Here is a 14,590-nt window from a genome sequence, read left to right as displayed (position 1 = left end):
GCGCCCAGCCCGGCTGCGGGGGGCGCCGGCCCCGGGGGGGGCGCCCTCAGGACCTGGCGCCATAGCGCCACGTCTTCAGTCCCAGGCGTTCCGCGATGACCACGGCTTGCGTGCGGTTGGAGACGCGCAGCTTGCGCATGATGGCGGTCATGTGGGCCTTGACGGTGGCTTCCGAGACCTGCAATTCATGGGCGATCTGCTTGTTCATCAGGCCCGCGCCCACCATCTGCAACACGCGGAATTGCTGAGGCGTGAGTTCGCGCACGCTGGTGGCGAGGGCGGCTTCGCGGGACGGGTCGCCGCCGCCGGCGATGCCGGACGGGGGGAGCCAGGTGCCGCCGTCCAGCACGTGCAGCACGGCGGCGCCCAGGGTTTCGGATCCGGCGGACTTCGGAACGTATCCCGCCACGCCGTGCGCCAGCGCGCGGCGCATCAGGAGCGGGTCCTCGTGCGCGGAAACGACGACGATGGGCAGTCGGGGGTGCCGCCCGCGCAGGCGGACCACCGAGTCCAGGCCGACGGCCCCCGGCATGTCCAGGTCCAGCAGCAGCAGGTCGGCGCCGGGATGGGCGTCGACCAGGTCGTAGAGCGCGCCGGCCTCGCCGGCTTCATGGACGACGCTGCCCGGCAGCACCCGGCCGATCATCCCGCGCAGGGCCTCGCGGAACAGCGGATGGTCGTCGGCGATCAGGAGTACGCGCATGGGCCGATCATGCCATACGCCGCTCCCGCACCAGCGTCTGCACGACCGTGGGATCGGCCAGGGTGGTGATGTCGCCGAGGTCGTCGACGGTGTTGTCGGCGATCTTGCGCAGGATGCGGCGCATGATCTTGCCCGAACGCGTCTTCGGCAGGCCGGGCGCCCATTGCAGGTGGTCCGGCGTGGCGATGGGACCGATTTCGCGGCGCACGTGGGCCACCAGTTCCTGGCGCAGGCTTTCGGATTCCTGGGTGCCCGCCTTCAGCGTGACGTAGACGTAAATGCCCTGGCCCTTGATGTCGTGGGCAAAGCCCACGGCCGCGGCCTCGGCGACCTTGGGGTGCGATACCAGCGCGCTTTCCAGTTCGGCGGTGCCGATGCGGTGTCCGCTGACGTTGAGCACGTCGTCCACGCGTCCGGTGATCCAGTAGTCGCCGTCGGCGTCGCGGCGGCAGCGGTCGCCCGTGAAATACATGCCGGGGTAGTCCTTGAAGCAACTGTCGACGTAGCGCTGGGCGTCGCCGTGGATGCTGCGGGCCTGGCCGGGCCACGAGTCGCGGATGTAGAGGTTGCCTTCGCCGGGGCCGTCGATCAGGGCGCCGGTCTTCACGTCGACCAGTTCGGGCCGGATGCCGAAAAAGGGAGTGCTGGCCGCGCCGGGCTTGCACGCCTTGGCGCCGGGCAGCGGGGAAATCAGGATGCCGCCCGTTTCCGTCTGCCACCAGGTGTCGACGATGGGGCAGCGTCCGGCGCCGACCACGTCGTGATACCAGCGCCACGCTTCGGGGTTGATCGGTTCGCCCACCGTGCCCAGCAGCCGCAGCGATGTCCGGGCCGTGCGCAGCACGGGTTCCTGGCCTTCGCGCATCAGGGCGCGGATGGCGGTGGGCGCGGTGTAGAAGATGCTGACGCGGTGCTTGTCGACGACCTGCCAGAAGCGCGAGGCGTCCGGGTAGCTGGGCACGCCCTCGAAGACCAGCGAGGTGGCTCCGTTGGCCAGCGGGCCGTAGGCCAGGTAGCTGTGCCCGGTGATCCAGCCCACGTCCGCCGTGCACCAGAATACGTCGTCGTCGCGGAGGTCGAAGACGGTGGCGTGCGTGTACGCGGCATAGACCAGGTAGCCGCCCGTGGTGTGCAGCATGCCCTTGGGTTTGCCGGTGCTGCCCGAGGTATAGAGGATGAACAGCGGGTCCTCGGCGTTCATGCGCTCGGGTTCGCATTCGGCGGATTCGCGTTCCATCAGCGGGCCCAGCCAGTAGTCGCGCTCGGCCGTCATGTCGACCGGCGTGCCGGTGTTTTTCGCGACCAGCACGGTGCGCACGCTTTCCATGCCCGGCATCCGCAGCGCGGCGTCGACGTTGGCCTTGAGCGCGATGGCGCGGCCCGCGCGGCGGCCTTCGTCGGCGGTGATGATGGCCGTGGCGCCGCAGTCGCGCACGCGGTCGGCGATCGAGGCCGGCGCGAAGCCGCCGAACACGACGTTGTGGACGGCGCCGATGCGCGCGCAGGCCAGCATGGCGGTCACGGCTTCCACGATCATCGGCATATAGAGCGTGACGCGGTCGCCGCGGCCGATGCCCGCGCGGCGCAGGGCGTTGCCCATCTTGCAGACCTGGGCGTGCAGTTCCCGGTAGCTGACATGCCGGGAGGGGACGGCCGGGTCGTCCGATTCCCAGATCAGGGCGGTCTTGCCGCCACGGGTTTCCAGATGGCGGTCCAGGCAGTTGACGCTGACGTTCAGTTCGCCGTCGGCGTACCAGCGGATGCGGAAGTCCTCGGCCGCGAAACTGACGTCGCGGATCTGCGTGGGTTCGCGGTACCACTGCAGGCGCCCGGCCGCGTTCGACCAGAACGCATCGGGATCGCCCAGCGAGGCCGCGTACCGTGCCTCGTACTGTTCCTGCGTTACCGTATCCGGGCCGGCGAAGCCCTCGGGCACGGGATAGAGATCGCGGATAGGGTCCATGGTGGCTCCTCTGAACGGTTAATGATCGACCGCGCTGGCGGCGCCGATGCCCGTCTGGCTGCGGACGGTCAGGGCGTCGAACGCGGCGGCTTCCCGGGCGGCCCGCGGGCTGCGGTCCAGCTTGGAGAACAGCCAGATCGCGAAGAACGCCAGGGGAATGGACAGGATTCCCGGGTTGGGGAAGGGGACGACCGGGGTCTTGAAGCCGAAGACGTCCACCCAGACGGTCTGGCTCAGCACGACCCAGACCGTGGCCGAGGCCAGTCCCAGGAATCCGCCGATGGTGGCGCCGCGGGTAGTGCAGCCGCGCCACGAAATCGACAGCACCAGCACCGGGAAATTGGCGCTGGCGGCAATGGCGAAGGCCAGGCCCACCATGAACGCCACGTTCTGGTTCTCGAACACGATGCCGAGCAGGATGGCCATCACGCCCAGCGCGATGGTGGACAGGCGGGAGATCCGCATCTGCTGGTGTTCCGTGGCGCGTCCGCGGGCGATGACGTTGGCGTAAAGGTCGTGCGCGATGGCCGCCGCACCGGCCAGCGCCAGCCCCGCCACCACCGCCACGATGGTGGCGAAGGTGACCGCGGCCAGGAAGCCCAGCAGCAGGCTGCCGCCCACCGCGTTGGCCAGATGCACCGCGACCATGTTGGTTCCGCCGATCAGGTTTTTCAACATATCGAAGCCGCCCTGCGGACCGGTGGAGAAGTACTCCGGATGGCGCACCAGCAGTGCGACCGCGCCAAAGCCGATGATGAAGGTGAGCAGGTAGAAGTAGCCGATGAAGGAGCTGGCGTAGATGACGGACTTGCGCGCCTCCTTGGCGTTGGACACGGTGAAGAAGCGCATCAGGATGTGCGGCAGCCCGGCGGTGCCGAAGGCCAGCGCGATGCCCAGCGACAGGGCGTTCAGCGGATTGCTGCTGACCTGCGCGCCCGGCGCCAGCAGCTCCAGGCCGGCCGGGTGCACGCGCGTGGCCTCGGCCAGCAGGGCGTCGGGGTTGTAGTCGAAGGCGGCCAGCACCAGCGCCGTCATCAGCGTGGCGCCCACCAGCATCAGCACGGCCTTGATGATCTGCACCCAGGTCGTGGCGGTCATGCCGCCGAAGGCCACGTAGATCATCATCAGCGATCCGACGATGAGCACGGCGATGTTGTAGTCCAGCCCGAACAGCAGCACGATCAGCTTGCCGGCGCCGACCATCTGCGCGATCAGGTACAGCGCGATGATCAGCAGCGACGCGCTGGCCGCCAGCAGGCGCATCGGGGTCTGCGCCAGGCGGAACGAGGTCACGTCGGCGAAGTTGTAGCGGCCCAGGTTGCGCAGGCGCTCGGCGATCAGGAACATGACCACCGGCCAGCCGAAGAGAAAGCCGATGGCGTAGATCATGCCGTCGAAGCCGCTGACGTAGACCATGCCCGCGATGCCCAGGAACGAGGCGGCGGAGAGATAGTCGCCGGCGATGGCGAGGCCGTTCTGGAAGCCCGACAGGCCCCCGCCCGCCGTGTAGAAGTCGGACGTGGTGCGCGTGCGCTTGGCGGCCCAGTAGGTGATGCCCATGGTGGCCGCGATGAAGACCAGGAACATGACGATGGCGGACGTGCTGGTCTGCCCGGCCGGGGCGGCGTGGGCCGGGCCCGCCAGCGCACAGGCCGATGCCGCGGCCCCGGCGGCGATGCGTTTTCCGTGTTTCATGAGACGTCCTTGATGATGGTGGCCAGCAACGGGTCGAACACGGTGTTGGAAATGTGGACGTAGGCCGAGATCAGGACCACGGCGCTGCACACCACGAGCGTGCCGGTCAGCACGCCGATGCTCATCGTCATGCCGGGCAGGGGGCGGGCGAAGAACACGGGGTCGAACGCAAGGGTCAGGATGAAGCCGGCGTAGATTGCGCCGGTGACGGCGAAGAAGAGCAGGCTGGTGCGGCTGCGCCGGCGCAGCAATTCCTGGTATCGGGGATGCCGCAGGACGGCGGCAACGGTTCCTTTCTGGAGTGCGGTCACTGCGGGTCTCCTTTGTCGTGGCCGGCGGGATGCGGCGTTGCGGTCTGGCCCGGGCAGCGGGGCCGGCCGGGCATTGACCCAATATAGAGACGCATCCGGCGGCGGGACACTCGACCTTAGTCGTAGGGGGGAGCCCTGGGGGAAGGGGCTCCTGCCCGGGACTTGTATATGATGTGCGGATCCGGCCTGTGCGCCGGATCCGCACCGAGGAGGGGGCGGAAAACCAAAAACAACGAGACACGGGTTTCATGTCCAGTCAATCCGATACGATTTCCATGCGCACCATCATGCTGGGCACGCTGGTCGTGCTGCTTGCCATGGGGGTGCGCGCCACCTTCGGCCTGTTCATGCAGCCGATGGGCCTGGCCCAGGGCTGGGGCCGCGAGGTGTTTTCGATGGCCTTCGCGCTGCAGAACCTGGTGTGGGGCGTGGCCTGCATCTTCATGGGCATCCTGGCCGACCGCTACGGCTCGGGCCGCACCATCGCCCTGGGCGCGGTGCTGTACATGCTGGGCATGATCGGCACGCGCTTCGCCACGGACGAAACCACGCTCTACCTGACCGCCGGCGTGCTGGTCGGGCTGGGCCAGGCGGGCACGACCTTCCCGGTGATCCTGCCCGTCGTGGCCCGTTCGGTGCCGCCCGCCTACCGCAGCACGGCCATGGGCATCGCCAGCGCGGGCGGCTCGATGGGGCAGTTCGCCGTGGTGCCCACCGGCCAGATGCTGATCAGCGGCCTGGACTGGACGGGCGCGCTGTGGGTGCTGTCGCTGTTCGTGGCCTGCTGCGCGCCGCTGGCCTATTTCCTTCGCGGACGGCCGCAGGTCCACGCGGGTCCGCAGCAGTCGCTGGCTTCGGCGGTCAGGCAGGCCGTGCGCCATCCCTCGTTCCATTTCCTGTTCTGGAGCTATTTCGTCTGCGGCTTCCACACGGCCTTCATCACGCTGCACCTGCCGGCTTACGTCACCGACGGCGGCCTGACGGCGGGGCAGGGCGCCACCGCCATCGCGCTGATCGGCCTGTTCAACGTGCTGGGTTCGTTCTACGCGGGCAAGCTGGGCGGCAAGTACAGCAAGAAGCGCCTGCTGGCGGGCGTGTACGGCATGCGCGCCTTCGGCATTCTCCTGTTGCTGTGGATGCCGCTGTCGCCCTGGGTGCTGTATGCCTTCGCGGCCTGGATGGGCCTGTTCTGGCTGGGGACCGTGCCGCTCACGCAGGGGCTGATCGGCCAGATCTACGGCCTGCGCTACGCGGCCACGCTGTCGGGCATCGTCTTCCTGGGCCACCAGATCGGCAGCTTCATCGGCGTCTGGCTGGGCGGATATGCCTACGCCAAGACCGGCAACTACGACCTGGTGTGGTGGCTGGGCGTGGTGCTGGCCATCGTCGCCGCGCTGCTGTGCCTGCCGGTGCGGGAGCAGCCGGTGGCCCAGCCGGCTCCCGCCTGACCCCGGCATGCCAGGAACCGCCATGACGCCCAAGCCTTCCGCCCCTAGTTCCGCCCGCCGCCATCGCGGCTGGCGCGCGGCCGGCGCGCTGGCCCTTGCGGCGGTGCTGGGGTTGGCGTTCTGGGGCTACAGATCGCCCGAGATGCAGATCCACTGGGAAAACCTGGCCGCCCTCTGCGGCTTCTAGCCGCATTTTCCGCCGCCGGCTCGCGGTATCCTACGGCGGTGCTTTTCTCCGTCATAGCCGCCGCCCGCGGGCGGGGCCCTGGGTGCCCATGCAGGACACATCGATTTCCTATCCCGACCTATCGCTGCCGGACATCGGCGGCATGCCCGCCGCCGGCACGCTCGTGCTGACGGTGAACAACCGCCTGTCGCGCCGGCTGACGCTGGAGCTTGCCGGCCTGCTGCGCCAGGAGCGCCAGGTCAGCGAGCTGCCGCGCATCCTGCCGCTGTCCGCCTGGCTGGCCGAATCGGCCAACGAACTCGCGTTCGAGGCCGATGACGGCGTGCCCGCCTACCGGCTCGACAGCTTCGCCACGCAACTGGTGTGGACCGAGGCGATCCGCGCGGAGGAGGCCGAGCGCGTCCTGCTGGACGCCAGCCAGGCCGCGCGCCTGGCCATGGATGCCGACCTGCTGATGGACGAGTGGGACCTGCAAGTGCCTTCGGGCGCCGATACGGACGAATACCGCGGTTTCGCGAAATGGCGCGACCGCTACCGCCGGACGCTGGCCGGCATCGACGCCGAGGACGCCAACCAGGGCTATGCGCGCGTGCTGCGGGCGCTGGAAGAAGGGCGCCTGGCCACTCCCCGGCAGCTTGTGCTGGCGGGCTTCACCGACCTGTCGCCGCGCTTCCGGCGGCTGCTGCAGGCTTTCGAGGCGCAGGGCACCGCCGTCGCGCAGTGGCGCGACGCGCAGCGGGCCGAGGCCGTGGCGCGGCGGTACGAAGCGGCGGACCAGGGGGCGGAGTGGCGCGCCGCGGCCGCCTGGGCGGCCGGCTGCCTGAAGGCGCATCCCCAGGGCCGTTACGCCATCGTGTCGCCCCAGCTAGAGGCGGAATCGCCCTTTGCCCGGCGCGTGCTGAGCCAGGCCCTGGCCGGGCGCGGCGGCGAACCCGCCCACGCCTTCAACGTGGCCGTGGGCCGGCCGCTGAACGAATGGCCGATGGCGCGCGCCGCGCTGGCCTGGCTGCGCGCCCTGGCCGAGTGCGCGGCGGGCAAGGGCTGCGGCGTGGAGGTGCTGGGCGCGGCCCTGCTGGCCGGGCATTGCGCGGGCGACGTGCGCGACCGCGCCCGGCTGGCCGCCATCGATGCGCGTTGGCGCCGCCAGGCCCGCCTGCACGTCGGCCCGCAGGAATGGCGCAAGCTGCTGGCGGACCTGCCGCTCTTGGCGCAGGCCTGGAACCAGGCGTTGGAAATCTGGACGCAGGGCGGCCGGCAGGCCACCTGCGACGTCTGGATGCTGCGCATGAAGGCCGCCTTGACGGCGCTGGGCTTTCCCGGCGAAGCCGTGCTGGACAGCGTGGGCTACCAGGTGATGGGCGCGCTGGGCGACGCCCTGGGCAGTTTTTCGGCGCTGGCGCCGGCCGCCGGCCGCCTGGGCGGACTGGCCGCCGTGAACCTGCTGGAAAGCGTGGCGCGGTCCGCTTCGTTCCAGCCGCAGCGCGACCCGCTGGCGCGCCTGGACGTGCTGGGCCTGCTGGAGGCCGAAGGCGGCTACTGGGACGGCATCTGGATCCTGGGCCTGACCGACGACGTGCTGCCCGCGTCGCCCAAGCCCAATCCCCTGCTGCCGCTGGCCGTGCTGCGCCAGGCCAAGGCGCCGCGCGCCACGCCCGAGCGCGAACGCGAATGGGCGGAAGGCATGTACGCCGCGCTGTGCCGCTGCGCGCCCGAGATCATCGTCAGCCATGCGCACATGGACGGCGAGCGCGAATTGCGCCCGTCGCCCTTGATCGCCGGCGCCGCGCCGGCGGATTGGGCTCCGCCTGCCGCCGCGGCGCCGGCGGCGCTGCCGCAGGAATCCCTGGACGACACGCAAGGGCCGCCCCTGGCCGCCGGCAACCGGGGCGGCGGCGGCCTGGACGTGCTCGACACGCAGGCCCGCAATCCCTTGTGGGCCTTCGTGCGGCACCGCCTGGGCGGACGCGAACTGGCGCCCTATGCCGACGCCGCCACCGTGAACGTGCGCGGCCAGTTCCTGCACAAGGCGCTGGAACTGGTGTGGGGAATGATGCCCGACCAGGACGCGCTGCACGAGGTCATGGCGGCGGGCCGTTTGCCCGCCTTGCTGGAACAGGCCGTGGCGCAGGCGGCGGAAGAGGAACTGCAGGACTACGCGCCCGCCTTGAAGGCGCTGGAATGCCAGCGCGCCCAGGCGGTGCTGGCGTCCTGGCTCGACATGGAGGCGCAGCGCCTGCCGTTCGCGGTGGCGCAGGTGGAAAAGAACCACCAGTGGCAGCGCGGCGCGCTCACCCTGAAACTGCGGCTCGACCGCATCGACAGCCTGGACGACGGGCGCAGCGTCATCGTGGACTACAAGACCGGCGTGGCCGCGGCCAAACCCGAACCGGACTGGTCGCGCAGCCGGCCCGTCAACGTCCAGTTGCCGTTCTACGCGTCGGTGCTGGCGGAGGCCGCCGGCGGCGACGTGGCGGGCCTGGTCCTGGCGCAGGTCCATGCGCGGCAGGTCGCCGCGCAAGGCCTGGCCGACGAGGACCTCGGCATGCCGGGCGTCACCCTGGCCAGCGAGAGCAAGTACTTCGACGGCCTGCCGTGGCCGCGGATACGCGAGCGCTGGCGCATGGCGATCGAGGCGCTGGCCGATGAATACGTCGCCGGATACGCGGCCAACGTGGCCTATCGCCGCGACGACCTGAAATACTGCGATGCATTGCCGTTCCTGCGTTTGCATCTGGACGACGAGGACGCATGAGCCATGGCTGAACAAGAACGCTTGCCACACGACCACGCCGCGCGCGCCGCCGCGCTGGACCCGACACGCTCGTTCCTGGTGCAGGCGCCGGCGGGCTCGGGCAAGACCGAACTGCTGACGGACCGGATCCTGGCGCTGCTGGCCACGGTGAACCGCCCGGAAGAAATCGTCGCCATCACCTTCACCCGCAAGGCCGCCTCGGAAATGCACGCGCGCGTGCTCAGCAAGCTGCGCCGCGGGCTCGACGGCCCGCCCGAGGCCATGCACGAGCGCCGTAGCTGGGAACTGGCCCGCGCCGCGCTGGCGCGCAACGCGGAGCAGGGCTGGCACCTGCTGGAGCATCCGGCCCGCCTGGCCATCCGCACCATCGACTCCTTCTGCGCGGGGCTGGTGCGCAGCATGCCCTGGCTGTCGGAACTGGGCGGCATGCCCGAGATCACCGACGACGCGCGCGCCCATTACGAGGCCGCGGCGCGCGCCACGCTGGAACTGGCGGACGATTACGAGGCGGTGCGCATCCTGCTCAAGCACCTGGACGTGGACGTGCAGGCGGCCAAGGAGGCCATCGCCGACATGCTGGGCCAGCGCGACCAATGGCTGCCGCTGCTGCGCCACGGGTCCGACCGCGAGGCGATGGAGGCCACGCTGGCCGATGCCATCGGCGAAGACCTGGACGCGCTCTGCGAGGCCATGCCCTTCGGCTGGGCCGAAGCGCTTTGCGGCCCGGCCCGCCTGGCCGCCGCCCACTTGCAGGACGGCGAAGATGAAAACAAGCTGCTGGCGCTCGTGGACTGGACCGAGGAACTGCTGCCCGACGCCGGCATGCTGGACCAGTGGCGGGCCGTGGCGCACCTGCTGCTGACCGGCACCGGCACGCTGCGCAAGACCGTCAACAAGAACCTGGGCTTTCCGGCCAAGTGCGCGCACAAGGAACCCTTCGTGGCCTGGCTGGAGGCCGCCGACGCCCAGGCGCCCTGGGTGCGCCGTCTTCATGCGGTGCGCGACGTTCCCGCGCCGCGTTTCACCGACGCGCAATGGGAAGTGCTGGGGGCGCAGTTGATGACCCTGGCGCTGGCGGTGGCGCAACTGCGGCTGCGTTTCGCCGACACGGGCGAAGTCGACTTCATCGAGATCGCCCAGCGCGCCGCGTCGGCGCTGGGCAGCGCCGACGATCCGGGCGAACTGCTGCTGAAGCTGGATGCGTCGATCCGCCACCTGCTCATCGACGAATTCCAGGACACCAGCCAGACCCAACTGGACCTGCTGCGCACGCTGACCTCCGGCTGGCAGGCCGGCGACGGCCGCAGCCTGTTTCTGGTGGGCGACCCGATGCAATCCATCTACCGCTTCCGCAAGGCGGAGGTGGGGCTGTTCCTTGAAGTCGCAGAGATCGGCGTGGGCGAATTGCAGCCGGACTTCCTGAACCTGACCGACAACTTCCGTTCGCAGGCGGGCATCGTGGACTGGGTGAACCGGTCGTTCGCGGAGCTGCTGCCCCGGCGCAGCGACGCCACGGCCGGTGCCATCGCCTACAGCCCGTCCACCGCCTTCCACGAGGCGCTGCCGGAACCGGCCGTGCGCTTCCATCCGGCCTGGTCTCGCGAAGGCGCGGCGCCGGCCGAAGCGCAGGCCGAGGACATCGCGGTGGGCCTGGTGCGCCAGGCGCTGATCGACCACAAAGGCGCCAAACACCCCGTCGCCGTGCTGGTGCGGGCGCGCAGCCACCTGGGCAACCTGACCCGCCGGCTGGCCCAGGAGGGCATACGCTGCCGCGCGGTGGACCTGGTGCCGCTGGCCTTGCGGCCGGTGGTCGCCGACCTGGTGCAATTGGTGCGGGCCCTGTCCCATCCCGGCGACCGGCTGGCCTGGCTGTCGGTGCTGCGCGCGCCGTATTGCGGGCTGACGCTGACATCCTTGCAGCGCCTGTTCGGCGACGACCACGTCACGCCGGTGCCGGTCCTGCTGGAACGCGCACTGCGCATCGCGCCCCAGGCCCCGCCGGCCGCGGCCGGCGCCGGTCCGCAGGGCAGCCTGTTCGACGCCGCGCCCGAGGCGCCGGAGACCCCGTCCGCCCAGGAAGCGCTGGGCGCGGACGAGTTCGCGCGCCTGCGGCAGGTGGCGGCCGTCCTGCTGGACAAGCGCAACGCATCGGGCGCCATGCCGTTCGCGGCCTGGGTGGAATCGCTGTGGCGCCGCCTGGGCGGGCCGGGCCTGTACGCGGGCCTGTCGGTGGCCAACGACGCGGAAAGCCTGTTCCAACTGGTCGAGCGCCTGGCGCCGCACGGCGCCATCGATCCGGCGGCGCTGGACGCGGGGATTGCGCGCCTCTTCGCCGCGCCGGACGCGGCGGACGAGGACGAGGGCGCGGTCGAGATCATGACCATGCACAAATCCAAGGGCCTGCAATTCGAAACCGTCATCCTGTACGGCCTGCACCGCGCGCCGCGCGGAGACCAGCCGCCGCTCGTGCGCTTCGAGCAAAGCGGCGGCCGCGTGCTGTTCGGCCCGGTCAAGCCGCGCGCGGAAACCGAGGCCGACCCGGTGTCGCGCTACCTGGGCGCGCGCGAGGCGCGCCGGGCCTCCTACGAGGTCGACCGGCTGCTGTACGTGGCGGCGACGCGGGCGCGCAAGCGTCTGCATCTGGTGGGCCATCTGTCGGTGGACGAGGCCAGCGGCCAGGTCAAGGCGCCGCCGTCGGCCAGCCTGCTGGGCCGCCTGTGGCCCTGCCTTGCCGCCCCGGTCCCGCCGGCGCTGGAAGACGAAGCCGCGCCCGAGGCCGCCGACGGCCCCGAGTGGCAGGGCGAACCCTTGCGGCGCGTGGACGGCGCGGGCCTGGCGCAGTTGTCGCGCGTGGCCGACGAGGTGGCCAGCCCCGGCTTTGCCACCGCCTCGCGCGGCGTCTGGGGCGAGGGCGGCGAACATCCGGCGTGGCAGTTGGAAGCCGGCTACGACGCGGCCATCGGCACCCTGGCGCATGCCTGGCTGGCCCGCATCGGACAGGACGGCGTGGACGCGTGGCCGGCCGGGGTCCTGGCCGAACGCCTGCCCGCGATGCGCCGCCAACTGACCCGGGCCGGCATCCCCGCGAGCCAGGCGGACGCGGCTTCCGAAGCCGTGCTGGAAACCCTGCAGGCCACGCTGGCCGACGAGCGCGGCCTGTGGCTGCTATCGCAGTCCGGCGCGCGCCGGGAATGGCCGCTGATCGACGCCGCGGGCAAGGTGTCGGTGATCGACCTGGCCCTGAGCACCGAAGACGGCTGGCTCATCGTCGATTACAAAACGGGCCGCCCGCACCCCGGCGAACCCCCCGAGTCCTTCGCCCAGCGCATGCGCCAGCGGCACGGCGAACAACTGCTGCGCTATTGCACCCAGGTGACCGCGCTGGACGGCCGCAAGGCGAGGGCGGCGCTGTACTTCCCCCGGGCGCGCGCGTGGATCGACTTGAAGCATTGATGTGATTGGGTTGGTGTCAGACACCCGGGCAGGCCTGTTGGGTTTGGATGGGGGTTTCGTACGGGTGTCAGACACAGGTCGGAGCAGGCCGGAGTAGGACGGCAAGGCGAAGCGAGCCAGAGTGTGTCAGACACCCGGACAGATCCGTTTGGTCTGGACGGCCATCTCGTACGGGTGTCAGACACAGACCGGAGCGGGACGGCAAGGCGAAGCGAGCCAGGGTGTCAGACACCCGGGCAGATCCATCAGGTCTGGACGGCTATCTCGTACGGGTGTCAGACACAGACCAGAGCGGGACGGCAAAGCGAAGCGAGCAGAGTGTCAGACACCCGGGCAGATCCGTTAGGTTTGGACGCCCATCCCGTACGGGTGTCAGACACAGGCCGTAAGAGCAAGGCAAAGCGAAGCGAGCCGAAAGGACCAGCGAAGCGAGGTCCTAACCCCCTCCCCCCCGGGGGGAGGGCTGGGGCGGGGGCCCACATCCCGCCCCTCGGGGCCCGCCACTTGGAATTCGAGCGAGCAAGCGAAGCGCAGCTCTGCTAGAATTCCAAGTGGCGGGCCCCTTCGCATGGTTCGACGGTGAACCTGGTCAGGTCGGGAACGAAGCAGCCATAGTCGTTTAGGGTCAGTGCCGGAGTAAGGCTCGCCATCCGGATTCTTCAAAACAAAGGGTCATGATTACCGCATGACCCTTTGTTTTCTTCGGGGACGGGGTTATTTTCCATGGACGCGCTCCACGAAAATAAACCCGTCCCCTTTGCATTTCAGGCCTCGGCGGGAGTCCCCTCGGGCATGGGCGCCGGGGCTTGCGCGCCGAACTCCAGGAGCTGGGCCCGCCTTTTCGAGCCAGCTCTCAAAACAGGCTCTACAATCCACCCATGACTTATCTGGTACTGGCCCGCAAGTGGCGGCCGCGATCGTTCGATACCCTCGTGGGACAGGATCACGTGGTGCGCGCGCTGACGCATGCGCTCGACACGCAACGCCTGCACCACGCCTGGCTGTTCACCGGAACCCGCGGCGTGGGCAAGACCACGCTTTCGCGCATTCTGGCCAAATCGCTCAACTGCGAAACGGGCATCACGTCCAAGCCTTGCGGCGTGTGCCGCGCGTGCACGGAAATCGATGCGGGCCGCTTCGTCGACTACCTCGAACTGGACGCGGCCTCGAACCGCGGCGTCGAGGAAATGACGCAGTTGCTGGAACAGGCGGTATACGCGCCCGGCGCGGGACGCTTCAAGGTCTACATGATCGACGAAGTCCACATGCTGACCGGGCATGCGTTCAACGCCATGCTCAAGACGCTGGAAGAACCGCCGCCCCACGTCAAGTTCATCCTCGCCACGACCGACCCGCAGAAGATCCCGGTGACGGTGCTGTCGCGCTGCCTCCAGTTCAACCTGAAGCAGATGCCGGCCGATTCCATCGTCGGGCACTTGCAGGCCGTGCTGGGCCAGGAAGAGGTGGGCTTCGAAGTCCCGGCCTTGCGGCTGATCGGGCAGGCGGCCTCCGGGTCCATGCGCGACGCCCTGTCGCTGACCGACCAGGCCATCGCCTATAGCGCCGGCAACCTGACCGAGGACGCCGTGCGCGGCATGCTCGGCACCATCGACCAGCGGCACCTGGTGCGCCTGCTGGACGCGCTGTCCACGGGCGACGCCAAGGGCGTGCTGGCGGTCGCCGACGAACTGGCGATCCGCGGGCTGTCCTATGCCGGCGCGCTGGCCGACCTGGCCGTGCTGCTGTCGCGCGTGGCCATCGAGCAGCGCGTGGCCGGGGTCACGGCCGCCGAGGATCCGCTGGCCGCGGACATCGCGCGCCTGGCGCAGACCCTGCATCCGGACGCCGTGCAGTTGTTCTATTCCGTGGCGGTGCACAGCCGCAGCGAACTGACGCTGGCGCCCGACGAATACGCGGGCTTCATCATGGCTTGCCTGCGCATGCTGGCCCTCAATGGCGAGGCCGGCCCGCAGACCGCGCTGGAAGCGCCCGCCGCGCCGGCCCGCCAGACGGCCGACCCGGTTGCCGCCGTGACTTCCGCCGCGCCGCCGCCGGCCGCCGTGCCTGCGCCCGCCGCG

The 14,590-nt window shown here is 70.1% G+C and carries 9 protein-coding genes and 1 other RNA gene; 6 read left to right on the top strand and 4 right to left on the bottom strand.

From position 1 onward, the window contains the following. Positions 1–46: 46 nt before the first annotated feature. From AVE30378_RS27990 to AVE30378_RS27975, 4 genes are read right to left on the bottom strand one after another with little or no spacing between them, the layout of a single operon-like run. Positions 47–703 (bottom strand): response regulator transcription factor, encoded by a 657-nt coding sequence (locus tag AVE30378_RS27990; protein ID WP_129245808.1) that lies wholly within the window; start codon positions 701–703, stop codon positions 47–49. A 7-nt stretch (positions 704–710) separates the two neighbouring features. Further along, a complete protein-coding gene (gene acs / locus AVE30378_RS27985; RefSeq protein WP_129245791.1) occupies positions 711–2,666 on the bottom strand; it encodes an acetate--CoA ligase in 1,956 nt (651 codons plus the stop codon). Positions 2,667–2,684: 18 nt separating this feature from the next. Next, positions 2,685–4,361, bottom strand: coding sequence for a cation/acetate symporter ActP (actP, locus tag AVE30378_RS27980; protein ID WP_129245789.1), 1,677 nt, complete (start codon positions 4,359–4,361; stop codon positions 2,685–2,687). Then, the gene (locus AVE30378_RS27975) at positions 4,358–4,672 is read right to left on the bottom strand and encodes a DUF485 domain-containing protein (RefSeq protein WP_129245787.1); all 315 of its coding nucleotides are present in this window, start codon (positions 4,670–4,672) and stop codon (positions 4,358–4,360) included. The genes actP and AVE30378_RS27975 overlap by 4 nt, the downstream gene beginning before the upstream one ends. A 248-nt stretch (positions 4,673–4,920) precedes the next feature. On the opposite strand from AVE30378_RS27975, the gene AVE30378_RS27970 reads away from it, so the two are divergent. The 6 genes from AVE30378_RS27970 to dnaX form a co-directional block, all read left to right on the top strand. Beyond that, positions 4,921–6,120 (top strand): MFS transporter, encoded by a 1,200-nt coding sequence (locus tag AVE30378_RS27970; protein ID WP_129245785.1) that lies wholly within the window; start codon positions 4,921–4,923, stop codon positions 6,118–6,120. Positions 6,121–6,142: 22 nt separating this feature from the next. Next, complete coding sequence (locus AVE30378_RS32660) at positions 6,143–6,307, top strand: hypothetical protein (RefSeq protein ID WP_165360331.1); 165 nt, start codon at positions 6,143–6,145, stop codon at positions 6,305–6,307. Positions 6,308–6,395: 88 nt separating this feature from the next. Continuing rightward, on the top strand, positions 6,396–9,059 hold the full coding sequence (locus AVE30378_RS27965) for a PD-(D/E)XK nuclease family protein (protein ID WP_129245783.1): 2,664 nt from the start codon (positions 6,396–6,398) through the stop codon (positions 9,057–9,059). A 3-nt stretch (positions 9,060–9,062) separates the two neighbouring features. Further along, complete coding sequence (locus AVE30378_RS27960) at positions 9,063–12,512, top strand: UvrD-helicase domain-containing protein (RefSeq protein WP_129245781.1); 3,450 nt, start codon at positions 9,063–9,065, stop codon at positions 12,510–12,512. Positions 12,513–13,065: 553 nt separating this feature from the next. Next, positions 13,066–13,163, top strand: an RNA gene (gene ffs / locus AVE30378_RS27955) — signal recognition particle sRNA small type. A gap of 227 nt (positions 13,164–13,390) precedes the next feature. Further along, on the top strand, positions 13,391–14,590 hold a 1,200-nt coding region (dnaX, locus tag AVE30378_RS27950; protein WP_129245779.1), incomplete at its 3' end, for a DNA polymerase III subunit gamma/tau.

This window comes from Achromobacter veterisilvae (assembly GCF_900496975.1).
Taxonomy (GTDB): Bacteria; Pseudomonadota; Gammaproteobacteria; order Burkholderiales; family Burkholderiaceae_B; genus Achromobacter; species Achromobacter veterisilvae.
Note: the sequence above shows the minus strand (reverse complement) of the source record. Positions and strands in the feature narration are given on the sequence as shown.